At 62.2% G+C, this 24,691-nt stretch carries 22 protein-coding genes and 1 pseudogene; 20 read left to right on the top strand and 3 right to left on the bottom strand.

Annotation, left to right across the window (positions count from 1 at the left end; translation table 11 throughout):
• Positions 1-126 precede the first annotated feature (126 nt).
• The 20 genes from F7Q96_RS07620 to F7Q96_RS07720 all read left to right on the top strand — a co-directional run bounded on the left by F7Q96_RS07620 (position 127) and on the right by F7Q96_RS07720 (position 18,919).
• Positions 127-636 carry an HNH endonuclease gene (locus F7Q96_RS07620; protein WP_170265913.1) on the top strand — a complete coding sequence of 170 codons (510 nt, stop codon included), beginning with the start codon at positions 127-129 and terminating at the stop codon, positions 634-636.
• Positions 637-722: 86 nt separating this feature from the next.
• Positions 723-1,109, top strand: coding sequence for a Gp49 family protein (locus F7Q96_RS07625; protein ID WP_151022380.1), 387 nt, complete (start codon positions 723-725; stop codon positions 1,107-1,109).
• A 34-nt stretch (positions 1,110-1,143) separates the two neighbouring features.
• Positions 1,144-1,428, top strand: a complete 285-nt coding sequence (locus F7Q96_RS07630) for a hypothetical protein (RefSeq protein WP_151022382.1) — start codon at positions 1,144-1,146, stop codon at positions 1,426-1,428.
• Positions 1,425-1,820, top strand: coding sequence for a hypothetical protein (locus F7Q96_RS07635; protein ID WP_151022384.1), 396 nt, complete (start codon positions 1,425-1,427; stop codon positions 1,818-1,820). Before F7Q96_RS07630 ends, F7Q96_RS07635 begins: the two co-directional genes overlap by 4 nt.
• On the top strand, positions 1,817-3,055 hold the full coding sequence (locus F7Q96_RS07640; RefSeq protein WP_170265914.1) for a PBSX family phage terminase large subunit: 1,239 nt from the start codon (positions 1,817-1,819) through the stop codon (positions 3,053-3,055). Before F7Q96_RS07635 ends, F7Q96_RS07640 begins: the two co-directional genes overlap by 4 nt.
• Positions 3,056-5,158: a portal protein gene (locus tag F7Q96_RS07645; protein ID WP_151022388.1), complete on the top strand. Its 2,103-nt coding sequence runs from the start codon at positions 3,056-3,058 to the stop codon at positions 5,156-5,158.
• 50 nt (positions 5,159-5,208) lie between these two features.
• On the top strand, positions 5,209-5,958 hold the full coding sequence (locus F7Q96_RS07650) for a hypothetical protein (RefSeq protein WP_151022390.1): 750 nt from the start codon (positions 5,209-5,211) through the stop codon (positions 5,956-5,958).
• Between the two features lie 51 nt (positions 5,959-6,009).
• Positions 6,010-7,200: a P22 phage major capsid protein family protein gene (locus F7Q96_RS07655; protein ID WP_151022392.1), complete on the top strand. Its 1,191-nt coding sequence runs from the start codon at positions 6,010-6,012 to the stop codon at positions 7,198-7,200.
• 119 nt (positions 7,201-7,319) lie between these two features.
• Entirely contained in the window at positions 7,320-8,099 is a 780-nt protein-coding gene (locus F7Q96_RS07660) for a hypothetical protein (protein ID WP_151022393.1), read from the top strand.
• Positions 8,099-9,532 (top strand): hypothetical protein, encoded by a 1,434-nt coding sequence (locus F7Q96_RS07665; RefSeq protein ID WP_151022395.1) that lies wholly within the window; start codon positions 8,099-8,101, stop codon positions 9,530-9,532. Before F7Q96_RS07660 ends, F7Q96_RS07665 begins: the two co-directional genes overlap by 1 nt.
• Entirely contained in the window at positions 9,529-9,948 is a 420-nt protein-coding gene (locus F7Q96_RS07670; protein ID WP_151022397.1) for a hypothetical protein, read from the top strand. Before F7Q96_RS07665 ends, F7Q96_RS07670 begins: the two co-directional genes overlap by 4 nt.
• Positions 9,945-10,277, top strand: a complete 333-nt coding sequence (locus F7Q96_RS07675) for a hypothetical protein (protein ID WP_151022399.1) — start codon at positions 9,945-9,947, stop codon at positions 10,275-10,277. The genes F7Q96_RS07670 and F7Q96_RS07675 overlap by 4 nt, the downstream gene beginning before the upstream one ends.
• Positions 10,274-10,738, top strand: a complete 465-nt coding sequence (locus tag F7Q96_RS07680) for a hypothetical protein (protein WP_053821952.1) — start codon at positions 10,274-10,276, stop codon at positions 10,736-10,738. Before F7Q96_RS07675 ends, F7Q96_RS07680 begins: the two co-directional genes overlap by 4 nt.
• Positions 10,723-11,778, top strand: coding sequence for a DUF4214 domain-containing protein (locus tag F7Q96_RS07685; RefSeq protein WP_151022401.1), 1,056 nt, complete (start codon positions 10,723-10,725; stop codon positions 11,776-11,778). The genes F7Q96_RS07680 and F7Q96_RS07685 overlap by 16 nt, the downstream gene beginning before the upstream one ends.
• Positions 11,771-12,994 carry a hypothetical protein gene (locus F7Q96_RS07690; protein WP_151022403.1) on the top strand — a complete coding sequence of 408 codons (1,224 nt, stop codon included), beginning with the start codon at positions 11,771-11,773 and terminating at the stop codon, positions 12,992-12,994. Before F7Q96_RS07685 ends, F7Q96_RS07690 begins: the two co-directional genes overlap by 8 nt.
• A complete protein-coding gene (locus F7Q96_RS07695) occupies positions 12,994-15,090 on the top strand; it encodes a lytic transglycosylase domain-containing protein (protein WP_151022405.1) in 2,097 nt (698 codons plus the stop codon). The genes F7Q96_RS07690 and F7Q96_RS07695 overlap by 1 nt, the downstream gene beginning before the upstream one ends.
• A 166-nt stretch (positions 15,091-15,256) precedes the next feature.
• Entirely contained in the window at positions 15,257-17,392 is a 2,136-nt protein-coding gene (locus tag F7Q96_RS07700) for a hypothetical protein (protein WP_151022407.1), read from the top strand.
• Positions 17,393-17,739: 347 nt separating this feature from the next.
• On the top strand, positions 17,740-18,195 hold the full coding sequence (locus F7Q96_RS07710) for a lysozyme (protein WP_053821947.1): 456 nt from the start codon (positions 17,740-17,742) through the stop codon (positions 18,193-18,195).
• Positions 18,183-18,677, top strand: coding sequence for a DUF2514 family protein (locus F7Q96_RS07715; RefSeq protein WP_053821946.1), 495 nt, complete (start codon positions 18,183-18,185; stop codon positions 18,675-18,677). Before F7Q96_RS07710 ends, F7Q96_RS07715 begins: the two co-directional genes overlap by 13 nt.
• Positions 18,678-18,697: 20 nt before the next feature.
• Complete coding sequence (locus F7Q96_RS07720) at positions 18,698-18,919, top strand: hypothetical protein (protein WP_144425808.1); 222 nt, start codon at positions 18,698-18,700, stop codon at positions 18,917-18,919.
• A 130-nt stretch (positions 18,920-19,049) separates the two neighbouring features.
• On the opposite strand, the pseudogene F7Q96_RS07725 reads toward F7Q96_RS07720, so the two are convergent.
• The 3 genes and pseudogenes from F7Q96_RS07725 to mfd all read right to left on the bottom strand — a co-directional run.
• Positions 19,050-19,598 (bottom strand): annotated as a pseudogene (locus F7Q96_RS07725) (M20/M25/M40 family metallo-hydrolase); the annotation flags it as partial.
• A 184-nt stretch (positions 19,599-19,782) separates the two neighbouring features.
• Positions 19,783-20,997 (bottom strand): acetylornithine deacetylase, encoded by a 1,215-nt coding sequence (gene argE / locus F7Q96_RS07730; protein ID WP_151022409.1) that lies wholly within the window; start codon positions 20,995-20,997, stop codon positions 19,783-19,785.
• An 88-nt stretch (positions 20,998-21,085) separates the two neighbouring features.
• Positions 21,086-24,571 (bottom strand): transcription-repair coupling factor, encoded by a 3,486-nt coding sequence (mfd, locus tag F7Q96_RS07735; protein ID WP_151022411.1) that lies wholly within the window; start codon positions 24,569-24,571, stop codon positions 21,086-21,088.
• Positions 24,572-24,691 lie beyond the last annotated feature (120 nt).

Here is a 24,691-nt window from a genome sequence, read left to right on the forward strand (position 1 = left end):
GTCTAAAAACAGCCCGGCAGCCCACAAGCGCCGGGCTTTTGCGTTTACTCACGCATGGCACCTCATCCGCTGCGGACCGCGGCGGTGAACCGACCCGGCCGGGTACGAGGTGTCAGCCGTGAGGGAATGCGCAGCCTGATTGATCGTTCAGACAAGGATGAAGTCGTGAACCAAGAAACGCTTATTAACCTATTCGATTACCGTGATGGCGGCCTTTACTGGCGCGTCGATCGGGGCAGCAATGCGAAGGCTGGAAATAGGGCCGGCCGCTTGCTGCAAACTGGGTACAGAACCATCCAGATCTCTGGCAAGAGGTATCAGGAGCACCGTTTGGTTTTTCTGCTGCATCACGGAGTGATGCCAACGCAGATCGACCACATCAACGGCGTGAAAGATGACAATCGGATAGAGAACCTGCGCCCAGCAAATCATTCGCAGAACCAGATCAACACTGCCGCACGGCCCGGCGCGTCGGGCGAGCGCGGTGTCCGATTCAAGCCAGAGAAGAATAGATGGATCGCTCGGATCTATCGAGATGGGAAGGAGATTCGAATAGGCTCCTTCAAAACGAAGGAAGAAGCGGTCGACGCATACCGGGCGGCTGCGAAAGAGATGTACGGCGAGTTTGCTAGATAGAGCGGCCCCTCAACTTGTCTCCTACCCTCGCACCCCACCCGCGAGACTGCCCCGCCTAATGCGGGGCTTTTTTATTCCTGAGTCCTATGACTGACGCCGAAATCGAACGCGAAATCCAAGCGAAGGGCAAGACCGCGCCGCGAGTGACGCCGGCCGATGTCGAGGCCAACATCGCCAGCGAGCACTATTTCACGGCGGCCGAAGGGGTATTCGGTGCGGAGGTGGAGGCCAGCAAGGGGGAAAGCCTTTACCGGGAGACAACGGTGCCGGCGCCGCTGGCGCTGCTGACCTTCTGCGTGCTGGTGCTGCGCAACGGCTTCACCGTGACGGGAGAGTCGGCCTGTGCCAGCCCGGAGAACTTCAATCCGGAAATCGGCCGCAAGATCGCGCGTCAGAACGCTGTCACCAAGGTGTGGCCGCTGATGGGTTACTCGCTGCGCGAGAAGCTGGCCGTTCTGGAGGGTGACGAGTAAATGCAACTGAGTTGAAAAAGAATCGGGAGAAATCATGGCGCACGGCGGAAAGCGTGAAGGCGCCGGACGCCCGAAAGGTACGCCGAACAAGCTGACCAAGGACGTCCGAGAAGCCATCTTGCAGGTAGCAGAAGGCTTGGGAGGTCCCGAAGGAATGCTGCGCTGGGCTCAGACGAACGAGGTCAACGAGCGCATCTTCTGGTCGCAGATTTACCCGAAGGTCTTGCCGAAAGAGGTTAAGGCCGAGCTCACTGGCGAGGACGGTGGGCCCATCAGCGTCATTCAGCGGGTCGTGGTCGATCCTAAGGGACAGAAGTGAGAAACGAATGGCTGGACCGAGATTTGCTGCGGTCGCCGGTCTACTTCACTTTGTGCACCAACGCGGCTCAGTTCCACGCAGAGCTGCGCAGCATGAAAGTGCCGCGCGATACGTGGCCGAATTTCCTGACAACGGCGCGCGCAGACGCAACGGCGCACTTCTTCAACAATCCCGCGAAGGATGTTTGCTGCATCGTTTGCATTCATCCGGACAAAGATCGGGATCAGATTGAGATTGCTGGCCTTCTGGTCCATGAGGCAGTCCACATCTGGCAGGAGACGCGAGATCTGATCGGTGAAAGGAACCCGAGCCCAGAGTTCGAGGCTTACGCGGTTCAGTCCATCTCGCAGCGCCTTATGTGGGAATACCGGCGGCAGGTGTTCGGTTCGTGACCGTCCTGCAGTTGCAGACGCCGCGGGTATTTCTCCCGCTGCTCGAGCCAGCGCGCTACAAGGGCGCGCACGGTGGCCGAGGCTCGGGCAAGTCCCACTTCTTCGGGGAAATGCTGATCGAGCGCAGCATCATGCAGCGCACCGATGGGGTCTGCGTTCGAGAAGTCCAGAAGTCTCTAGACCAGTCTGTCAAGAAGCTGCTGGAAAGCAAGATCGAGGCGATGAATGCCGGCGCCTACTTCGAGGTGCAGGACAAGAAGATCCTGGCCAAGAACGGCGGTCGGATCATCTTCCAGGGCATGCAGAACCATACGGCGGACTCGATCAAGTCGCTGGAAGGTTACGACGTGGCGTGGGTCGAGGAAGCGCAGAGCCTGAGCCAGCGCAGCCTTGACCTACTGCGCCCGACGATCCGCAAGCCTGGATCGGAACTGTGGTTCAGCTGGAACCCGAGCCAAGAGACGGACCCGGTTGACGTGCTGTTGCGCGGGCCAAAGCCGCCTCCTGGCGCTGTGGTTATCGAGGTCAACTACTCGGACAACCCGTTCTTCCCCGACGTGCTGCGGGAGGAAATGGAGTACGACAAGGGCCGCGACCCGGACAAGTACGCGCACATCTGGCTTGGCCAGTACCAGCGCAACACCGAGGCGCGCGTGTTCCGCAATTGGCAGGTCGAGGAATTCGAGCTTCCGGAAGGCACGATCTACCGGCTTGGCGCGGACTGGGGGTTCTCGGTCGATCCGACGGTGCTGATCCGTTGCGCCATCGAAGGCAACCGGCTGTACGTCGATTACGAGGCGTACATGATCGGCTGCGAGATCGTGAACCTGCCTGAGCTGTTCATGTCGGTGCCGGACGCCGAGAAGTGGCCGATCACGGCTGATTCTGCGCGGCCAGAAACGATCAGCCACATGCAGAAGAACGGCTTCCCGAAGATCCGACCAGCGATCAAGGGCGCCAAGTCCCTTGAAGAGGGCGTCGAGTTCCTTAAGAGCTTTGACATCGTGGTCCATCCACGCTGCAAGCACCTGATCGATGAACTGACGCTGTATCGGTACAAGGAGGACCCGTTGACGGGTCAGGTTCTGCCGATCCTTGAAGACAAGCACAACCACGTGATAGACGCGCTTCGGTATGCCTGCGAGGGTGCCCGGCGAGCGGCGGCTACTGGTCGTGCTCCTGTGAAATTGAAGTTGCCGACCCGGTCGACCGGCGCCGGCGCATGGATGGCATAAATGGCAAAACGTGAAAAGGCGATCGTAGAGGAAGCGCACAAGCGCTTTGCTCTATGCGAGGAAGCAGAGGCGACGAATCGCCGTTTGTTCCTCGAAGACCTGCGCTTTGCTAATGGAGATCCCGACAATCATTACCAGTGGCCCGATCAGATCCTGCGCTCGCGCCAGGAGGATCAGCGCCCGATTCTGACGGTCAACAAGGTCAAGCAGCACAACCGCCAGATCTCGAACGAGGCGCGCCAGAACAAGCCGTCCATTCGCGTCTATCCGGTGGACAGTGGGGCCGACAAGAAGACGGCCGACATTTACAACGGGATCATCCGCCATATCGAGCAGAACTCGGATGCGGATACGGCCTACGACACCGCGGCGGAATTTGCGGTGGATGCGGGCATTGGCTATTGGCGCGTGACGACCGAGTACGTCAGCGAGGAGAGTTTCGAGCAGGAAATCTACATCCGGCGTGTCAAGAACCCGCTGAACATCTTCCTGGACCCGAACATCGAGGAAGCGGACGGCTCTGATGCCAAGTTCGCATTCGTGTTCCAGGATCTGCCCTGCGAGGAATTCAAGGCGCAGTATCCGAACGCCAAGCAGATCGGCTGGCCGAAGCTGGGCGGCGGTGATGCGTGGCTGAACAAGGACACCATCCGCATCGCCGAATACTTCTGCATCGAGGAGCTGACCGATACGCTGATCGCCGATGAGAATGGCAACACCATTCTGATGTCGGCAATGTCGCCGGAAGATCGCGAGCTGATCGACGCGATGCCAATCCAGCGCAAGCGCACAGTCAAGCGCCGGAAGGTCAATTGGTACTTCATTGCTGGCGACAAGGTGCTTGAGCAGCGAGATTGGCTCGGTAAGTACATCCCCATCGTCCGCGTCGTCGGCGATGAGGTGGACATCGACGGCAAGACGGATCGGAAGGGCAACACGCGTGCGCTGAAGGATGCGCAGCGGATGTACAACTACTGGACATCCTGCGCCACCGAGTTCGTCGCCCTGCAGGGCAAATCGCCCTATGTGGGGCCCGCCCGGGCGTTCGAGGGCTACGAGAAGTACTGGAACAACGCCAACATGGTGAACTTCCCGTACCTGCCCTACAACGACGTGGACGCGGAAGGTCAGCCAGTGACGCCGCCGCAGCGTCAGATGCCGCCGACGATGGCTCAGGGCTACGTTGACGGCATGCGCATCGCGGCCGAAGAACTGAAGATGGCATCGGGCCAGTACGATGCCTCGATGGGAGCGCGGTCCAACGAGACGAGCGGCAAGGCAATCATGGCGCGCCAGCGCGAGGGCGATACGGCAACGTTCCACTTCGTCGACAACGTCGCTCGGGCCATCAAGTACACAGGCCGCATCCTGATCGACCTGATCCCGAAGATCTACGACACGCCGCGGATCGTCCGGATTCTTGGCGAGGATGGCAGCGAAGATCACGCCAAGATCGACCCGCAGCAGCAGCGCGCGTTTGTCGAGAAGCGTGACGCGATGACCGGGGAGATTGAGCGCATCTACAACCCCGCTGTCGGCCGCTATGACGTGGCCGTGAGCGTCGGTCCGAGCTACACCACGCGTCGCCAGGAAGCGTTTGACGCGCTGACGCAGATGGTGCAAGGCAACCCGCAGCTTTTGGCGACGGCTGGCGACCTGATCATGAAGGCAGCCGACTTCCCGATGGCGGATGAGCTGGCCGAGCGGCTGGAAAAGATGGTGCCGCAGGAGTTGAAGGGCGAAGACGAATCGCCGGCCATTGCTCAAATGCGGAAGCAGCTGCAGCAGATGCAGGGCCAGCTTGCCACGCTTGGTCAGGAGTACAACAAGCTGGCAGAGGGCAAGGATCTGGATCGCCAGAAGCTTCTCATCGATCGCTACAAGGCCGAGACGGAGCGCCTCAAGCTCATTTACCCGACGATGCCCGTTCCGATCGCCAACGAGATCGCTGCGGATATGGGCCTGCAGGCCATGGCGTCTCCGGACATCTATCCGGGTGGCCCTCCCGGACAGGAAGAAATGCAACAGGAACCCGCCTCGGCGGGTTTTTTTATGCCCACAGATTCCGCAGGCCTTCAGGCCCCGGATCAACAGCCCATGTGAGGGCTTAACCGTACCGGCGCGTATCACCGGGCTTAATCGCTTGGGAAACCATGAACGACGAAGTGCAAGGCGCGATCCCGGCGCCGGCAGATGATGCCGAACAGGTGCAGCAGGTCGAAACCACTAGCTCTGAAGCGACCGCAGAGCAGGCAGCGGAACAGCAAACCGAGCATCAGGAGCCGGAGCAGAAGAAGGAGCCCTGGTTCCAGAAGCGGATCGGTGAGCTGACCCGCGAAAAGTACGAGGCAAGGCGTGCCGCCGAGCAGTACCAAGCCGAGTTGCAGCAGTACCGCGAGCAACTGGCTCGGCTTCAGCAAGGCGAAGCAGCGCCGCAGATGCCTGATGCCCCCCATGTGGATGTCGAATCTCTGGTGGAGCAGCGGGCGGCGGCAAAGCTGGCAGAACAACGCTTCAACGAGTCGTGCAACAAGGCATATGAAGCTGGCACCAAGGAGTTTCCGGACTTCGACCGTGCCGTCTCGAACCTTCAGATGTTGGGCGCCAACCGGGAATTCCTGGAGCTGGTGGTCGAGTCTGATGCAGGGCACAAGTTGCTCCATCGCCTTGGCAACGACATGGACGAAGCGGCGCGGATTCTGCGCCTGCCGCCCGTACAGATGGCGCGTGAGCTGACGAAGCTGGAATTCAGCATGAAGCAGCCCCCCGCACCGAAACCTGTCTCTAAAGCGCCCGACCCCATCAAGCCTATCGGCACGGGGAAGACGGCTGACTCTGGCCTGAGCGACGACATCCCTATCGATGAGTGGATGCGGCGACGGAACAAGCAGCTTCGGCGCTGATCGCCAACCCAACCCCGCTTCGGCGGGGTTTTGCATTTCTAGGAGCCTACGATGGCAAATACCCTGCTCACCCCCGACATGATCACGAAGGAGGCGCTGCGCATCCTTCACCAGAAGCTGAATTTCGTCGGCAACATCAACCGCCAGTACGACGACTCGTTCGCCAAGTCCGGCGCCAAGATCGGCGACACGCTGCGTATTCGCAAGCCGGTCCGCTACACCGTGACCGATGGCGCTGCACTCGGCTCGCAGGACTCGACCGAAACCAGCGTTTCGCTGCCGATCACGAACCAGAAGCACGTGCCGATGTCGTTCACTTCGGCTGAACTGACCCTCGACATCGACGAGTTCTCGAAGCGCTTCATCGAACCTGCCATGGCTCAGTTGGCCGCTTCGGTGGAATTCGACGTGCTGTCCAAGCGCTACAAGGACGTGTTCAACGTCGTGGGCACGCCGGGCTCGCCGCTGAACAGCCTGAAGACGGTGTTGGAAGGCCGCAAGAAGCTGAACGACAACCTGGCGCCGAACGACGGCAAGCGATTCACGATCCTGAACACCCAGGCCAACGTCGATCTGGTCGATGCGCTCAAGGGTCTGTTCCAGGATTCGGCCGCGATCAAGGAGCAGTACAAGGAAGGCATGATGGGCCGTACTGCCGGCTTCGACTTCTACGAAAACACCCTGATGCCGATTCATACGGCAGGTGCTGGCGTGGATGACGCCTATCTGGTGAACGGCGCGGGCCAGACCGGCTCGTCGCTGGTGGTGGATGGCGGCACTGGCGCACTCAAGGCTGGTGACGTGTTCACCATCGCCGGTGTGTTCCAGGTCCATCCGGAAACCCGCCAATCCACCGGCGTCCTGCAGCAATTCGTCGTGACGGCTGACTATGCTGGCGGCGCTGGCAGCGTGGGAATCTCGCCGGCCATCATCACCTCGGGTGCCTACCAGACCGTCTCCGGCTCGCCCGCCGACAACGCGGCGATGACCTTCATCGGCGCTGCCTCGACCGCCTTCCAGCAGTCGCTGCAGTTCCACGAGTCGGCCTTCACCTTCGCAACCGCCGATCTGGTGCTGCCGCAGGGCGTGGATTTTGCCTCGCGCCAGACCTACGACGGTATCTCGCTGCGGATCATCCGCCAGTACGACATCAACACGGACGCCTTCCCGTGCCGCGTTGATGTGCTGTACGGCTCGGCGTCTCTGTACCCGCAGCTCGCGGTTCGCGCCGTCAACAACTAAGCGTGAGGGGCGCCTCGGCAACGGGGCGCCTGTTCCTATGAGCTTTCCATGCTGGATGTACCACGCCGAGCACGGCGCCAAGCTGTTCGAGACGGCCGACGCGCTGGACAAGGCCGGAGATGGATGGGTGGACCATCCAGAGAAGGTTGCGCAGGTCGGCGAGCCGGCGAAGCGCCGCGGTCGCCCACCGAAGGCAGAGCGCAATGGCGACGATCGATAAGCTGATCAATCTGGCGCTGAAGGATGTCGGCGTCATCGGCGAAGGCCAGACGCCAAGCGCGGAGACGGCAGAGGACGCGCTGATGACTCTGAACCAGATGATCGCGCAGTGGCAGACGGAGGGTATCGCCGTCTACGCCAAGCAGGACATCTCGTTTCAAGCCAATGGCGCGCTGTCCTACACCATCGGCGCAGGCGGGAACGTCAATATCCCGCGTCCTGTCGCGATCGAAGCGGCGTTCTGGCGGAATATCGATGTCGATTACCCGCTGCGGGTGATGACAGCGTTCGAGGACTATCAGCGACTCGGCGTCAAGACGCTGCAGGGCGTACCTGCAATCGTCTACTACCGCCCGGACTTCCCGCTCGGCGAGCTGTTCATCTGGCCGCAGCCGGACTACGGCGACATCCATGTCACCGTCCGCAAGGAACTGCCTGAATATCTGACCGTCGGTGACGAGGTGAGCCTTCCTCGAGAGTACGAAGGGGCCATCCGATCGAATCTGGCCGTTCTTCTGTGCGCGATGCACGGTTCCCCGCTGCGGCCGGACATCCAGGCGATGGCGGTCAATTCGAAGCGCGCGATCAAACGCAACAACTCGGCGATTCCGATGGCCAAGCTGCCCCCCGGGCTGCTGCCGAATGGCCGCTACAACATCTATGGCGACATGGTGTACTGATGCCTCGTGTCGCCCTTACCTCCGCTTCCTACACGGCGCGGAGCAAGATCGCTGGCGCCCAACGGTGCGTCAACCTGTATCCCGAGATCAACCCTCAGGACTCGCCGGCCCCGCTGACGTTCTACGGGACGCCGGGCCTGAAGATGTGGAGCACGATCCCTGGTGATGGGGCGGTGCGCTTGCTGTTCGTCAGCAGCCTAGGCTCTCTGTTCGGTGTACGAGGCAACAAGCTGTATCGGCACAACAGTGGCAATTGGGCGCAGGTCGCCACGTTGGCGACGGCGGAAGGGCGCGTGGTGGGATCGGACAATGGCACCGATGCCGTGTTCGTGGACGGCACGACGACTGCGCCGACCGTCAACCTATCCACCTTCGTTGCTGGCTCCATGTCAGGCGAGGGCTGGTACGGCGCGAACTTCGTGTTCTTTCTCAATGGTCGCCTGATCTTCAACAAGCCTGGCACGCAGCAGTTTTACTGGACGGGGCTGTATGCCCTGACCCTCGATCCGCTCGACTTCGCCAGCGCCGAAGGCTCGCCGGATCCGATTGTGTCTGGCGTCGTGGATCACCTGGAGCTCTGGTGGTTCGGCCCGCAGACGATCGAGATTTTCTACGACTCCGGCGATGCAGACGCACCGTTTGCGCGCATGCAGGGGGCGTTCAACGAGGTTGGCTGCGCGGCGCCGCACTCGGTCAATCGCCTCGACAACACGATCTACTGGCTGGCGCGCGACCGTAACGGCGGCAGCATCGTCTACCGGGCCAACAACTACCAGCCACAGCGCGTCAGCAACCATGCGCTTGAGGCCGAGATTGCGAGCTACAGCCGGATCGACGACGCGTTCTCGTGGACCTACCAGCAGGACGGCCATTCGTTCTTCGTCCTGACCTTCCCGAGCGCCAAGAAAACGTGGTGCTACGACGTATCCACGAACCAGTGGCACGAGCGGGAATACCGGATCAGCGACAACGAGAAAACGCGGCACCGGGCCAACTGCCACGCCTACTACGACGGAAAGAACCTCGTCGGCGACTTCGAGAACGGGAACGTCTACGAGCTCGACCTCGACACCTACACCGACAACGGCGCGGAGATCCAGCGGATCAAGGACTTCCCGCACATGGTGAACTCTGGTTACCGGCAGTTCTTCAGCAAGTTCGTGCTGGACTGCCAAGTCGCCGTCGGCAATGGCGGCCTGGACGTGCCGGGTGAGGTCGATCCCGAAATATGGCTGTCTTGGTCTGACGACGGTGGCAATACGTGGTCGTCCACGCTGGTGCAGAAGCTGGGGCAACTGGGCGAGTTCTGGCAGCGCGTCCAGTGGAACAGGCTGGGAAGCGGGCGCGATCGCATCTTCCGCGTCGCCACATCGGCCAACGCCAAGATTGCACTGCAGGGCGCCTTCCTTGAGGCGCATTCGGGGACATCGTGACGACATCGATCGGCTTCCCGAACATCAAGGAGCCATTCATCGACCCGCGCTCGGGCCAGATCAGCCGGACGTGGTGGCTTTTCCTGCAGCGCATCTTCGTGCGCGTAGGCGGCAGCGATGCGCCAGACATTGGCGAGCTGGAGAACCAGATCGCGGCCATTCGTCAGGACGTGAACGAACTCGGCGCGGAAGTCGCCGCGGTGGACCAGCATGTCGATGACGTGGACACTCTGTTGCAAGGGTTCTCCGGCGCGGTGCTCGTGGGCGCTCTGCTGCTGCGCATCGCGTCTCTGGAAGTGCAGGTCGCCTCGATGGCTATGCAGCCGCCTGCGCGCCGCACTGACGACCTGTCGCCGGTCGGGTCCGTACCCAATTCTCGGCGCGTAGCCGACATCGAAACCATGGTGAACCAATGATCCGCTGGAAACGACTCTATCAGGGCGTCTTGGCTACGGGAACGCCCGCGACGCCGGCCTATACCGCTCCGGCCAATACCTACGCCGCCATTCACGCCGCTACTTGCTTCAACCCTGGTGCTGCCGCCGTGACCGTCGATGTCTGGATCGCGCCAGCAGGAGGCGCCGCGACGGACGGTACCAAGGTTGCCACCAAGTCGATCCCCAATGGCACATCGGCGCCGCTGACCGATCTGGTGAACATGAAGTTGGAGCCGGGCATGCTGCTGTTCGCTGCCGGTGACGGCGTGACCCTGACCATCGCTGGCGCGGAGAACGTACCGGAATGAAAGTCACACCGCTGGTCACGTTTGCGCAGCGTGAGAAGGTAGAGCGCCTAGAGGGCGCCATCTCACGCTACCCACAAGTGGAATGCCCGGTATGGCACCACTTCGCTCCCGGGTTGTATGCGCGGAAGATGCTCATCCGCAAGGGGACCGTCCTTACCGGCGCCGTTCATAAGACGGAGCATCTATGCATCATCTCCGGTGACATCGAGGTCACGACGGATGATGGCGTAAAGCGCATCACTGATGCACACGCGATTATCACGTCGAAGCCTGGTGCGAAGCGCGCAGGCTATGCGCATGAAGACACGTACTGGACGACCGTGCATGCGACGGACGAAACCGATCTGGACAAGTTGGTAGAGGAACTTACTGAGTCCACGAGCCGAGAACTGTTGGGCGCGCCAGAGAATCGGCAATTGTTGGCCAACCGAACGGAGATGAGCAAATGTCTTTCGGAGTAGCGGCCGCAGCGATCGGCGCGGCTGGAGCGATCGGTAGTGCAGTAATCGGTGGACGAGCTGCGAAGAAGGCTGGGCAGGCTCAAGCAGACGCGGCAAATCGTCAACTCGACCTGCAATGGGACATGTACCAGCAGCAGCGCGAGGACCAAGCGCCGTGGAGAAACACTGGGGGTGCCGCGCTCAATCAACTCGCCTATCTGCTAGGCATACAGCAGAACGTAAATCCCGCGCAGGCAATCTCGGACCTCTACCAGACGTATCTTGGGCGCAAGCCTGATGAGAGCGGCTTTCAAAACTACATGAAGCTCGCCAACAGCGGGATGTCCATCGCGGATATCGAACGCAGCATAGCGAGCAGCCCCGAGGCGCAAGACGCCGTCCGGAGTGGCCGAGTGGATGCGCCGACTGTAGGGACATACGCGCAACAGTACGGACAACAGCAGAGTGGCTCGCAGCCTAGCGGGGCATTTGGCAGTCTTCTGCGCGGGTTCACGGAACAGGACTTCAAGACGGATCCCGGGTACGAGTTCCGCCTCGGGGAAGGCCAGAAGGCTCTGGAGTCGTCCGCAGCAGCACGCGGCGGTCTTCTCTCCGGCGCCGCAGCTAAGGCGATGACCAAGTACAGCCAGAACTTCGCCTCGAACGAGTACCAGAACGCCTATAACCGCTTCACCAACGATCAGACGAATACCTTCAACCGGCTTGCTGGGATAGCCGGTGTTGGGCAGACGGCAACGAATCAGCTTGGGCAGGCTGGGCAGAACTATGCCAATCAGGCCGGGAATGCCATCCAATATGGTGGCACTGCGCGAGGCTCGGGCTATATCAACCAAGCCAACGCGATCAACTCCGGTCTAGGATCTCTGGCCGGAATTGCTGCCAATACCAACTGGGGCGCATTTGGTTCTGGCGCCAGCGCCCCGTCCGGAATTTTTGGAACAGTTGGGGGCATGAACGGCGTGAGCCCGGTCACCGGCATGAATTCAGGTGTCGGGTACTCCTATTCCCCATATTCGAGCTTCGGTGGAACCTATGGCTGAACTTGATCCGCTCGCCTTTCAGCGTGGCCTGCAAGGAACGCAGGCGCTATATGACAACGCACGCCGCAACAAGCTCGCTGACATCGCGATGGCACAACGCGAACAAGAATTGCGACGTGAGAATGCATTGGCGGCAATTCTCTCGTCTGCCGATACGTATGACGAACAGGGGAATCTGCGTCGGGAAGCACTTCCGAAGATTGCCACGGCTGATCCAGCTCAATTCTTGAGCTACAGAAAGGTCGTGTCCGAGCAGGAGCAGGCGCAGCGCGACGCTCAAAAGGCCCAGCGCGAGGAACTCATCGCGCAATTCGACTGGGCCGACAAGAATATGGCCAACGTCCGGGATCAGGCCGGATGGGACGAGTTTCGCCAAAGGGCGGCAGCGGTCTATCCGGATATCGCGGCTAAACTTCCACCGCAGTTCGACCCGGCGCAAATCCAGCAAAACCGGATGAAGATGATCCCCGTCATCGAGCAATGGAAGGAGGAGCAGATCCGGGAGCGCCAGGAACAGCAACGGGCGTTCGACCGTGAGAAGTTCGATTACCAGCGTGCAAACGACGCTGCGAATCGAGACGTAACGATTCGCGGGCAGAACCTGACAAGCCAACGCGCCATCGAAACGGCGCAAACTGCCCGCGAGAACAAGGCAAACGAGGCGCTGGACAAGAAGGTGACGGCATTGTCTACGCAACTGGACAAGACCAACATTCCGCAGTTCGAGTCGCTGCTTTCTGACATTGAGGCGGACATCGCTCGTTATGCCAACAAGGATGTTCCAGGCTATGGATGGTCCGGACAGCTGCCGCAGTTCATGCTGACCGACGAAGGCAAGCGCCTGCGCCAGAAGATCGCGCAGCTCCAGAACCTGACGTTGAAGGACCGTTCGGGGGCTGCGGTCACGAATCAGGAGCTGCAACGCCTGCTGAATGAACTTGGCACCGGCGTTCTTTCCACCGATGACCAGCTGCGTTCCGGCTTGGCGAATGTGCGACGCAACCTCGACGCGGTGAAGCGCAATGTCGTTGCTGGCGTCGATGAGCCGACGTTGCGGGAATACCAAGCGCGAGGCGGCCTGCCTTTATCTCGTGGTCCGTCCCAGGCAACGGCACAAGGCGGCGCTCGACGAATTACGAGCAAGGCAGAATTTGACGCGCTCCCGTCCGGCACGCTGTTCGTGGCGCCCGACGGGACGACCCGGAGGAAACCGTAATGGCTAACTGGTGGGATGCTGCACCCAAAGCTGACGCGTTCGATATTGCACTGGAAGCAGAAGCGGTCGATCCGAAAATCGCGGCCATTGCGCGCAGCATCTATCAGCAAGAGTCGAGCAGCGGCAAGAACACCAAGACGTCTAACGCTGGCGCTGTCGGCGGTATGCAGATCATCCCGACTACGTTCAACAGCGTCGCAGACAGGGGGTGGGACATCAACAATCCCGAGCACAATGCACGCGCTGGCATTCGCTACATCAAGCAGATGTATGAACGTGCCGGAGGCGATCCGGCGCTGACTGCTGCTGGATATTACGGTGGCCCCGGTGGCTTGGAGAAGGCTCGCCGAGGGGTTGCCGTATCTGACCCTCGCAACCCGAAGGCCCCCACTACGCTGGAGTATGGGAAGCAGGTAGCCTCCCGAATTTTGAACGCAGCCATCCCGTCCGCCCAGGCCGCTCCAGCCGCGGCGCAGAACGCTGACGGGGAATGGTGGGCCAGCGCGCCAGTCGTTGGAGATGCTGGTGAGCAGCCGTCGGACGGGGTATCGAGCGCTGCGCCGGCAGAGGAAGGGCGCTCAACACTCGCAGACTTGGGTGAAGGCGCATTCCAAGGCGTGGGTCGCGTAGTGGGAGGGCTAGCCCAGCTTGGCACGCGCGGGCTTGCTTCCGCCGTGAACGCTGTCGCCCCGAATTCGAACTACGCGCAGACGGTGCGCCGCAAGGCGGATAACCTTGATCGATCGATCCGGGAATGGACTGGCGAGTTCGAGAGAGGGGCGGGAAAGACGACTGCCGGGAAGGTTGGCCAAGTCGCCGGCGAGATCGTCGCCACGCTTCCAGTTGGGGCCTTGATCCCGGGCGGTGGCTTGGCAGCTCGAGCCCTTGGCAGCGGAGCTGCGGGTGCGCTAGCGGGTGTCGCGCAGCCTGTGCAGGGAGACGACTTTTGGCGCGAGAAGGCGCAGCAAGCAGGGACGGGCGCAGCAATTGGTGGTGCGTTCCCTGTGGTGGGCGCCGGTCTACGTGCGGCAGGTCGTGGTATTGGTAGTGCAGTTGGCTTAGGCTCCGTGTCGCCCGAAGTAGCCCAACTGGCTCAACGCGCCCAGCAGCAGGGCATTGATATCCGTGCCGATCAGCTTGTCAACAGCAAGCCGATGAATGCGCTATCCGCCGCCCTGGATTATGTCCCTTTCTCCGGGAAGGGCGCAGCCATGAACGCGCAACAGAAGCAGTTCAATACGGCAATCGCGCGCACGATTGGCGAGAACACCGATAACGTTGCTCAGGCCATTAAGAGCGCGGAAAAGCGGCTTGGCGGCGAATTCGACAGGGTGTTGAAGAACACGGCCGTCAAGGCGGATACGACGTTCCAGAATGATCTCGCACGCATCGTTTCTGACGCTCAGAACGAATTGACTGAAGACCAGTTCGGTGTTGTTGCTAAACAGGTCAACAACATTCTGAACAAGGTGAAGGCCGGGGATGTTATTGACGCTGACGCAGCGTACAACATCAAAAAGGGACTTGACCGCCTTTCCAAGTCGAACGCTTCGACGCTTGCCCACTATGCGAGGGAGACTCGGAATGCCCTGATGGATGCGCTCAACCGTTCTCTGCCAGATGGGGGAAGGTCGTTTGCCAAAACGCGCCAGCAGTGGGCGAACCTGATGGAGCTTGACCGAATTGTGCCGCGTGGCGCCGAGGGTGATATCTCGGCTGCTCGCTTGGCTAACTCCCGCAATATCCGGTCGCAGGATTTGGGAGAACTGGCGGACATCGCCGGTCAGTTTCTGAAGGGTCGAGTCGGTGACTCTGGTACCGCGCAGCGCGCCGGAGTCTACAGCGTGCTCGGTACCGGCGCCTTGTTTGACCCTGTTTCGGTGGGAACCGGACTTACTGTGGGGCGCTTGGCGAATGCTGCGTTGGGTAGCAATGCGTTGACCAATCGCCTGATTTCGCGCTCAGTCGCGCCGCTCCAAGGTGGTGGTGCCGCGCTGTCCTCGCAGGCGGCGTCGAATCCTCTCCTGCAACGGCTCGCGCCATACCTCTCGCCAGCCGCCGCTTCGACGCTCACGCCTTCCCTCACGGAACCCTAGGATGAATTGGATCACCCCATAGATCGCGAGGAGCCATAGGCCTTTTTCGAGCGTTGCAGGGTGTATCCAGTCCATCCCTAAAGATTAGCACAAAGCATCAGCCCGCCGAGCGCGGGCATTTTTACGCCCGCCACCGAGCGGGCTTTGTCATTTCTGAGGCCCGAATATGACCTTGAGCCTGTTGCAAGAGCCGGTAATGTCCTTCGAGGACTTCAACGGTCGCCCCCTATCTGGCGGGAAGCTGTACACCTATGCGGCTGGCACGTTGACGCCTAAAGCGACGTTTCAAGACCAAGCCGGAAGCATCCCGAACAGCAATCCAATCACGCTGAATGCTCGTGGTGAGGCCACTGTCTACGGATCTGGTAATTACCGGATGATCCTGAAGGACAGCAAGGGTAATACGGTTTGGGATCGCGACAACATTGAGTCCATCGATACGTTGGCAGGGGCGTCCACAAACACTTTACTTGCGCGCCTCGTAGATGATATCGACCCTGAAAATGGAGTTTCCCTTATCGGGGGAGCGCCGCGAGTAGTGAAGTCGATTAACGACCTCAAAGCCCTTCCAAAAAACGGTGCAAAATTTGTCGAAGTGCTGGGGTATTACGAGCCCGGTGATATGGGCGGTGGCCGCTATTGGGTCGATGCTGCCGATGATACTAGCGAAGACAATGGCGGCACAATTATCGTGGCCAATGATGGCGGCAGGTGGAGACTGGCCGACACAAAGATCGTTTCTGTTCGCCAGTTTGGTGCCAAGGGCGACGGTGTGTTTGACGATACAGCAGCATTCAACGCGATAGCGGACGCATGCACAGAGCGGCTCGTGCCGCCGGGTGACTGGCGGGTGAACTCCGATATGTCGCAACCAGGGGTGTGGATTATTGACCAAGGCGCCAACATCTCTAAGCGCCATTTCGCCGGGCAGCCTGGGAACGGAGGGGGAGCCATAGAGTTCAACAAGGCTCGCATTACTACCGGCCAACAATACCTTGCCGACCAGATCGATGGGCTTAGTTACGGATACGGGAAGAATGAGTACATCAACCCGTATTTCCGCATTTGGCAAAGGTTGGACATTTCGGGGGGGAACAGTGTGTCGTGTCCTTCTCCGACATTTGGTGATGCCAATACGTACAGCGGAACTGGTGGTGTGCGCACGTATGGCCCTGACATGTGGTGGGGGAAAGTATGGGGTGGTGCATATAACCCGAATAACCCAAGCGTCAATCCTGGTGCAGGTACGCTCGTCCTTGAGCGTAAGGAATACGGCAACACAAATCTACTAGAAGGGCAACCGTATTACCTGCGTGCCTCATTCACAGGTTTCAACGGTACCGAGGGACAGTATTTGGACCCGGTTATCGGAATGATGGACATCGGCACCAACTCAGCCGAGATCGGAACATGCACTAGGGATGCCCGCCGCTATGGCAAACGCACTTTCCGGATGCGTGCCCGTTGGGTATCCGGGGACAATCAAGTCAATGTTCGCATGACGTACAACTTTGGGGCTGGAGGGTCGCCGGCTGTTTTCGTCAACCTTCAAGGTTTCTCCCTGAACACCGATGGGAAGATATATGACTACGTCGTAAATTATGAAGTGCCTCAGCTAACTACCGATGGATATGGGAATCCCATCACATTCGGTACTCCAGGAACGGACTACATTACGACTGCAATAACTTGTGGGGCAAACGGCAACTACACGCACGACTACTTCGCCGTCGAGCATCGGCAAGGATGGGGATTCATGCAGTGGGAGCGCACCCCCTTCGAGTTGGACATGCATAGATGTCGCTCCGAATTTCAATATGCAAAGGCTGCCTATGCTGGCAGCACTACCGCTAATGCAAACTATGGTGGCTGCGTTATTTTGTCCCCGAAGATGAGGGACACCCCGAATCTCGATCTGGTCAAAATCGACTACAACGCAGGTGCATTTACTGGCGGCGTCGAGTCTATCTCAGTAACTGGGGGTGGGTTTAACTATACGTCTGCCCCAACTGTAACGATTTCTGGCGGCGGAGGCAGCGGTGCTACCGCTACTGCTACGGTCGCAAACGGTTCAGTTACCGGCATTACGGTTACCGCTGCAGGTAGCGGCTATACGTCTCCTCCGCAAGTCTCTTTTTCCGGTGGAGGTGGTTATGGTGCATCTGCAAAATCCCACATCATGGCTACACCTTTCGCCGTGGATTCCAACGGAGGGCAGTGGTGGCTTAGGGCAGCCGTGACCAACAACAATTCACGTGTTGTTTGCCAGTTTGAGGCTAATGCGATGAGGGTTAAGAGGTGAATGGTTTCGTCGTATTTAGTACCTGCATGAAGAAAGCACGTTAGCAACATTTTTTGCGGATTTGCGGCCATAGATCATCTCAGGATCTTGCTTTCCATTTATTCCTGCCGCCGCAGAGCGGCATTCTTGTGGGGTTTACATGCGCTTGCCTACTCCCATTGAGGCTACCGGATATGCCGGGTCTATCGTATCCATTGGAGCGTCTCTCACCCTTACCGACATAGGCATCATCGTCGGTATCGTGACCGCACTTCTGACGTTCGGTTACAACGCTTGGTATATCCGTCGCAAGGATCAGCGCGAAGCGGAAGAACACGCGGCCAGGATGCGAACGCTGGGACCCGGCCATGAATCCTGACCTGCGCCGACGTATTGCCGCTGCTGGAATCGCCGCCGCCGTGCCACTGGTCGCCACCTTCGAGGGACTGCGCCGCACTGCCTACCTTGACCCGGTTGGGATTCCGACCGCTTGCTTTGGGGCGACCCATGGCGTGAGGCTTGGCCAGGTCTACACACGCGAGCAGTGCGACGACCTGCTGGCGAAGGACTTGCTGGAGGCGAATGCCGGTGTGAACTCGTGCGTGCGCGTGCCGCTCAGCGAAGGACAGCGTATCGCGCTGGTGTCGTTCGCTTACAACGTCGGCCGGGGCCAGTTCTGTCGATCGACGCTCGTGCGCAAGCTCAATGCCGGGGACTACGTGGGCGCCTGCAACGAGCTGCCGCGCTGGATCTACGCCAAGGGCGTGAAGCTGCCCGGACTGGTGAATCGCCGGGAGCAGGAGAGGGCGCTATGCCTTGGGTGAAGACCATCGCCGCCGTTGCGGCGCTCGCGCTGGCGTTCCTGGCTGGGTCCGAGTTCACCGCGCGCGGCAAGGATGCCGAGATAGCCGAGATTCGGCGCGCGGCCGCGGTCGATCAGGTCAAGGCCGCTGACCGGGCTCGCGCCGAAGAACAACGCCGCATCGCGGCTCAATCGGAGATTGCCAATGCTGCGAAACAGGAAGCCGACAAGGCGCGCGCTGATGCTCGCGCCGCTGATGCTGTTGCTGGCCAGCTGCGCCAGCGTGTCGCCGAACTCGTCGCCGCCAGCCGTGCCGGCAATCCCGCCGCTACCAGCGGAAGCGAGGCAGCCGGCGATCCCCTCGGAGTGCTTGCCGACGTGCTCAGCCGCGCTGACCGCCGAGCGGGGATCCTGGCTGAATATGCTGACGCCGCCCGGATCGCCGGGCAAGCCTGTGAACGCGCTTACGACGCGCTGAGCCGGAGCGACGCACTCCATAGGTAGAAGCCAAGCGCACTGTATTTTTGTACAGTGCAGTCATGCCCTACGACCACGACTTCGATTTCCCCCAGCAGCCCGTCTACGATCGCATCCCGAACGGCCCGTGCTATCGGTGCTCGAAGCCGCGCATCTACACCGAGTACGCCTACCGCGCCTGGTACCTGAAGTACGACTGCCCGATCGAGGAGCTGTGCCCGAGGCTCGTGACCTGCGAGCACTTCAGCCGTGAGCCGGGGGTGGATTGACCGCTGTTCAAAACATGCAGTAACTCTTTGATTCTTATAGGACGTATCCGCACGTTTTTGGCGCAGATGTTGTCCTGATTTTTCGCTGTAAGTCGTTGAATATAAAGATGTTTTCTTCGGTTATCTATGCTGCCATCAGGATCGCGACGTGGGTGTCGTGGCCGCAGGCATGCATCACGTCGACCTCCTTGCCGAGGTACTTGCCCTTGGCCTTCGAGGCGAACGGCACGTCGACGCGCTCCTTGACCGGCAGCGCGTCCATGTCGGCGCGCAGCGCCACCACCGGCCCGGGCTTGCCGCCCTTGAGCAGGCCCACCACGCCGGTCTTGGCGACGCCGGTCTTGACGTCCATGCCGAGCTTGCGCAGGTGGTCGGCGACCAGCTTCGCGGTGCGCGTCTCGTAGTTGCCGAGCTCCGGATGCTGGTGGATGTCGCGCCGCCAGGCGATCAGCCGGGTCTCGGCCGCCTTGGCGCGCGTCTCGATCTGCGCGTGCAGGGCAGGGTCGCCGCTGCTTGCCGGGCTCTGCGCCGTGGCAGGCGTTGCGGTCTGTGCCAGCGCCGGCGAAAGCAGCGCGGAGCCGCACAGCAGGCTGGCGGCCGCCGCCAGCGCCGACAAGGCGGCCGGCAGCGTCAGGAATCGTTGGCTGGGAGCGAAAGCGTGGGGGCGGCGTGCTGCCATGTCGAGTTCTCCTTTGGTGTCGTTGTGGTTGGTGTTGCGATAGGTTCTGCAACGGGGCCTCTGCGTGCCCCTTGAGATTCCGGCCGGACCATGCGCGGCCCGGCCGTTCAGGCCATCGGTGAGCAGGCGCGCCGCGCCCGCGGGGTTGGGTGTCGTGGCTGTCGTGGTGTCCCGACGGGAACCGTCAGGCTTCGAGGCGCAGGCTGTCGACGACCTTGTGCAGGAAGGCCTCGCATTGCGCGAGCTGCTCCAGCGCGACGAACTCGTCGGCCTTGTGGGCCTGCTGGATGTCGCCGGGGCCGCAGACCACGGCCGGGATGCCGGCGCGCTGGAACAGCCCGCCCTCGGTGGCGTAGGCGACCTTGCTGATCGCGTTGTCACCGGTCAGCGCGCGCACCAGCTGCGTGATCGCATCGCGCTCGGCGGCGTCGAGCGCCGGCGCCGCGGCGATGCGCGTGATGCTCAGGTCCGCGTCGGCATGCTCGGCGCGCATGCGCGGCAGCAGCACGTCGTTGGCATAGGCCTCGATGCGCGCGCGGATCGCCTCCGGATCGACGCCCGGCAGGTTGCGGTACTCGAACACGAACTCGCACAGCGCGGGAATCGTGTTCAGCGCGATGCCGCCCTGGATCGTGCCGGTCGATGCGGTGGTGAAGGGCACGTCGAACGCATCGTCGTAGGGCCCCTTGGCGCGGAACTCGTCGGCGAGGTCGCGGATGAAGCAGATCAGCCGCGCCGCGTATTCGATCGCATTGACGCCGCGCGGGGTCAGTGACGAATGCGCGGCCTGACCCTTGACGCAGCAGCGATAGGCGTTGATGCCCTTGTGGGCGACGATCACGCGCATGCTGGTCGGCTCGCCGACGATGCAGCCCGCGGGCTGGATGCCGCGCTCGCGCAGGTCGTCGATCAAATAGGGGGCGCCCATGCAGCCGACTTCCTCGTCGAACGACAGCGCGTAGTGCACCGGTTCGCGCAGCCGCGCCTGCAGCAGCGTGGGCAGCAGCGCGAGGCTGGTGCCGATGAAGCCCTTCATGTCGCAGGCGCCGCGGCCATACAGTTTGCCGTCGCGCAGCGCCGGCCGGAACGGATCGGTGCTCCAGTCCTGGCCGTCGACCGGCACCACGTCGGTATGCCCGGACAGCACGATGCCGCGCTGCTCGCTGCCGTCGGCCGCGGGCACGGTCACATGCAGATTGGCCTTGTTGCGCTGCGGGTTGTAGCTCAGGTGGGGCTTCAGGCCGCGGGCGGCGAAGTGGTCGCGCACCGTCTCGATCAGGCCCAGATTGGATTCGCGGCTGGTGGTGTCGAACTCGATCAGCCGGCGGGTCCAGTCGAGGGCGGCGTGTTCGGGAGTGTCCGTGAAGGCGTCGGCGGGAGCAGGGGTATGGGCTGGCATGCGGCAGGATCACGCTGTTGGATGTCCGATCCTACACCTGGACATGTGCCGGGGTCCACTTTGCCGCGCCGTGTCCCCCGGCACATCGTCAAGCCAGCTGCCGCAGCGTCTGCTTGATCGTCTGCGCGCGCACCGCCACGTCGGGCATCTTCGCCTCGATGCGCAGCTTGTCCTGGCCGGCCAGCTTGATATGCCGGTTCTTCTGCACCAGGTCGATGATGCGGATCGCGTCGATCGGCGGGTTGGGCACGAACTGCACGCTGATCGACGCCTCGCCCGCGTCGATCTTGCGCACGCCCAGCGGCACCGCGGCGATGCGCAGCCGGTGCGTTTCGATCAGCGCCTGCGCCTGCGCCGGCGGGCGCCCGAAGCGGTCGACCAGTTCCTCGTGGATGTCGTCGACCTGCTCCGGCCGCTCGCAGTTGGCCAGCCGCTTGTACAGCGACAGCCGCTCGTGCACGTCGGTGCAGTAGTCGTTCGGCAGCAGCGCCGGCGTGCCCAGGTTGATCTCGGTGGTCGCCGCCAGCGGCGCCATCAGGTCCGGCTCCTTGCCGGCCTTCAGCGCCTTGACCGCGGCGTTCAGCATGTCGGTGTACAGCTGGAAGCCGATCTCGTGGATCTCGCCCGACTGCTTGTCGCCCAGCACCTCGCCGGCGCCGCGGATCTCGAGGTCGTGCATCGCCAGGTAGAAGCCCGAGCCGAGCTCCTCCATCTGCTGGATCGCCTCGAGCCGCCGCTGCGCCTGCTTGGTCAGCCCTTCCGGATCGTGCACCAGCAGGTAGGCGTAGGCCTGGTGGTGCGAGCGGCCGACGCGCCCGCGCAGCTGGTGCAGCTGCGCCAGGCCGAACTTGTCGGCGCGGTGGATCAGGATCGTGTTGGCCGACGGCACGTCGATGCCGGTCTCGATGATGGTCGTGCACAGCAGGATATTGGCGCGCCGCGCGACGAAATCGCGCATCACGCGTTCGAGCTCGCGCTCGTGCATCTGTCCGTGCGCGACCGCGATGCGTGCCTCCGGCACCAGCTCGGCCAGCCGCGCGCGCTTGTTCTCGATGGTCTCGACCTCGTTGTGCAGGAAATAGACCTGGCCGCCGCGCTTGAGCTCGCGCAGGATCGCCTCGCGCAGCACGCCGTCTTCCTCGCGCCGCACGAAGGTCTTGATCGCCAGCCGCTTCTGCGGCGCGGTGGCGATCACCGAGAAGTCGCGCAATCCCTCGAGCGCCATGCCCAGCGTACGCGGGATCGGTGTCGCGGTCAGCGTCAGCACGTCGACCTCGGCGCGCAGCGTCTTCAACGCCTCCTTCTGGCGCACGCCGAAGCGGTGCTCTTCGTCGATGATGACCAGGCCCAGCCGCTGGAAGCGCACGTCGTCGGACAGCAGCTTGTGCGTGCCGATCACGATATCGACGGTGCCGTCGTTGATCTGCTTGATCGCGGCCTCCACCTCCTTCTTCGTCTTGAAGCGCGACAGCTCGACGATGCGCACCGGCCAGTCGGCGAAGCGGTCCGACAGCGTCTGGAAATGCTGCTCGGCCAGCAGCGTGGTCGGCGCCAGCATCGCGACCTGCTTGCCGCCCATCACCGCGACGAAGGCCGCGCGCAGCGCCACCTCGGTCTTGCCGAAGCCGACGTCGCCGCAGACCAGGCGGTCCATCGGCTTGCCCGAGGTCATGTCGGCGATCACCGCGGCAATCGCCGCGGCCTGGTCCGGCGTTTCCTCGAAGCCGAAGCTCTCGGCGAAGGTCTCGTAGTCCTTCGGCGACAGCGCGAACGCATGGCCCTCGCGCAGCGCGCGGCGCGCGTACAGGTTCAGCAGCTCGGCGGCGGTATCGCGGATCTGCTGCGCGGCGCGGCGCTTGGCGCGCTCCCACTGGCCCGAGCCGAGCGAATGCAGCGGGGCGGTCTCCGGGTCGGCGCCCGAATAGCGCGAGATCACATGCAGCTGGTGGACCGGCACATACAGCTTGCTGCCCTTGTCGTAGTCCAGATGCAGGAATTCCTCGTCGCCCTGGCCCATGTCGAGCGTGACCAGGCCCTGGTAGCGGCCGATGCCGTGTTCGCTGTGCACGACGGGGTCGCCGATCTTCAGCTCGGCCAGGTCGCGCACCATCGCGTCGACGCTGCTGGCCTGTTCCTGCTTGCGGCGGCCGGCGCGGCGCGCGGTATTCGCATAGAGCTCGGCCTCGGTGACGAAGGCGAGATCGGGATGGCCGTCGGCACCGGGCAGCACGAAGCCGCTCTGCAGCGGCGCCACCGCGATCGCGAACGTCGCGTCGCCGGCGAGGAAGGCGGCGCAGTCCTCGACCGGGTGCGGGCGCAGGCCGCTGTCGGCGAACAGCTGCAGCAGCGTCTCGCGGCGGCCCGCCGAATCGGCGCACATCAGCACGCGCGCCTGCTTGCGCAGCAGCAGCGCCTCGAGATTGACCAGCGGGTCTTCGGCGCGGCGATTGACCGAGACGTCGGGCAGCGCGGCCGACAGCGGCACGGCATCGGCGCCGGCCGGGCCCTGCTGCAGCACCAGCCGCGCCAGCGGCTTGGCGGCGCTGAAAAACTGCTCCTCGTTCAGGAACAGCTGCGCGGGCGGCAGCAGCGGCCGCTCGCGATCGTGCCGCATGAAGTCGTAGCGCTGCTGCGTATCGGTCCAGAAGCGCCGGATCGCCTCGTCGATCGCGCCGACATAGGCCAGATGCGTGCCGGCCGGCAGATAGTCGAACAGCGTCGCCGCCGACTCGAAGAACAGCGGCAGGTAGTACTCGATGCCGGCCGACGGGACGCCATTGCCGATGTCCTTGTAGATCGGCGACTTGCTGGGGTCGCCCTCGAACACCTCGCGCCAGCGGCCGCGAAACGCGGTGCGCGCGGCCTCGTCCAGCGGAAACTCGCGGCCGGGCAGCAGGCGCACTTCCTTGACCGGGTACAGGCTGCGCTGCGTGTCCGGATCGAACGCGCGGATCGTCTCGATCTCATCGCCGAACAGGTCGATCCGGTACGGCAGCGCCGAGCCCATCGGGAACAGGTCGATCAGGCCGCCGCGCACGCTGTATTCGCCGGGCCGCATCACCGCGCTGACGTGCTCGTAGCCGGCCAGCGTGAACTGCGCCTTCAGCGCGGCCTCGTCGAGCCGTTCGCCCTGCTTGAAGAAGAAGGTGTAGGCGGCCAGGAAGGCGGGCGGCGCGAGGCGGTACAGCGCGGTCTGCGCGGGCACCAGCATCACGTCGCACTGGCCGGTCTGGATATCGTGCAGCGTCGCCAGGCGCTCCGATACCAGATCCTGGTGCGGCGAGAAGCTGTCGTAGGGCAGGGTTTCCCAGTCGGGCAGCACGCGTACGCGCAGCTCCGGGGCGAACCACGGGATCTCGTCGGCCAGCCGCTGCGCGTCGACCGCGTTGGCGCAGATCACCGCCAGCATCGGCATCTGGCCGTGCGTCTTGTCGTGATGCGCGCGGGCATAGGCAGCCAGAGCCAGCGCATCGGCCGAGCCGTGCAGGCCGGCGATCTGATGGCGCTGGACGGCCTTGACCAGCGGCAGCTGAGTGGAAACGGGAAGCGCGGGAGGCGAGTTGGCGTCGGACATAAAGCGGTTCGGATCAAACGACGACGCCCCGCCGGCAACGCGGGCGGGGGTGTCGAGAAGAGGGTCGTATTATAGAATGCGCAGCGCCCGGCCATCGGCCGCCACATTCGGGCGCCGCCT

It is taken from the genome of Cupriavidus gilardii, assembly GCF_008801915.1.
GTDB classification, from domain to species: Bacteria; Pseudomonadota; Gammaproteobacteria; order Burkholderiales; family Burkholderiaceae; genus Cupriavidus; species Cupriavidus gilardii.

Excerpts from the sequence above, each read along its gene's own strand:
- F7Q96_RS07620 (WP_170265913.1), top strand. The coding sequence starts at position 127 with ATGCGCAGCCTGATTGATCGTTCAGACAAGGATGAAGTCGTGAACCAA.
- F7Q96_RS07625 (WP_151022380.1), top strand. The coding sequence starts at position 723 with ATGACTGACGCCGAAATCGAACGCGAAATCCAAGCGAAGGGCAAGACC.
- F7Q96_RS07630 (WP_151022382.1), top strand. The coding sequence starts at position 1,144 with ATGGCGCACGGCGGAAAGCGTGAAGGCGCCGGACGCCCGAAAGGTACG.
- F7Q96_RS07645 (WP_151022388.1), top strand. The coding sequence starts at position 3,056 with ATGGCAAAACGTGAAAAGGCGATCGTAGAGGAAGCGCACAAGCGCTTT.
- F7Q96_RS07650 (WP_151022390.1), top strand. The coding sequence starts at position 5,209 with ATGAACGACGAAGTGCAAGGCGCGATCCCGGCGCCGGCAGATGATGCC.
- F7Q96_RS07655 (WP_151022392.1), top strand. The coding sequence starts at position 6,010 with ATGGCAAATACCCTGCTCACCCCCGACATGATCACGAAGGAGGCGCTG.
- F7Q96_RS07660 (WP_151022393.1), top strand. The coding sequence starts at position 7,320 with ATGGATGGGTGGACCATCCAGAGAAGGTTGCGCAGGTCGGCGAGCCGG.
- F7Q96_RS07665 (WP_151022395.1), top strand. The coding sequence starts at position 8,099 with ATGCCTCGTGTCGCCCTTACCTCCGCTTCCTACACGGCGCGGAGCAAG.
- F7Q96_RS07675 (WP_151022399.1), top strand. The coding sequence starts at position 9,945 with ATGATCCGCTGGAAACGACTCTATCAGGGCGTCTTGGCTACGGGAACG.
- F7Q96_RS07680 (WP_053821952.1), top strand. The coding sequence starts at position 10,274 with ATGAAAGTCACACCGCTGGTCACGTTTGCGCAGCGTGAGAAGGTAGAG.
- F7Q96_RS07685 (WP_151022401.1), top strand. The coding sequence starts at position 10,723 with ATGTCTTTCGGAGTAGCGGCCGCAGCGATCGGCGCGGCTGGAGCGATC.
- F7Q96_RS07690 (WP_151022403.1), top strand. The coding sequence starts at position 11,771 with ATGGCTGAACTTGATCCGCTCGCCTTTCAGCGTGGCCTGCAAGGAACG.
- F7Q96_RS07695 (WP_151022405.1), top strand. The coding sequence starts at position 12,994 with ATGGCTAACTGGTGGGATGCTGCACCCAAAGCTGACGCGTTCGATATT.
- F7Q96_RS07700 (WP_151022407.1), top strand. The coding sequence starts at position 15,257 with ATGACCTTGAGCCTGTTGCAAGAGCCGGTAATGTCCTTCGAGGACTTC.
- F7Q96_RS07710 (WP_053821947.1), top strand. The coding sequence starts at position 17,740 with ATGAATCCTGACCTGCGCCGACGTATTGCCGCTGCTGGAATCGCCGCC.
- F7Q96_RS07715 (WP_053821946.1), top strand. The coding sequence starts at position 18,183 with ATGCCTTGGGTGAAGACCATCGCCGCCGTTGCGGCGCTCGCGCTGGCG.
- argE (WP_151022409.1), bottom strand. The coding sequence starts at position 20,997 with ATGCCAGCCCATACCCCTGCTCCCGCCGACGCCTTCACGGACACTCCC.
- mfd (WP_151022411.1), bottom strand. The coding sequence starts at position 24,571 with ATGTCCGACGCCAACTCGCCTCCCGCGCTTCCCGTTTCCACTCAGCTG.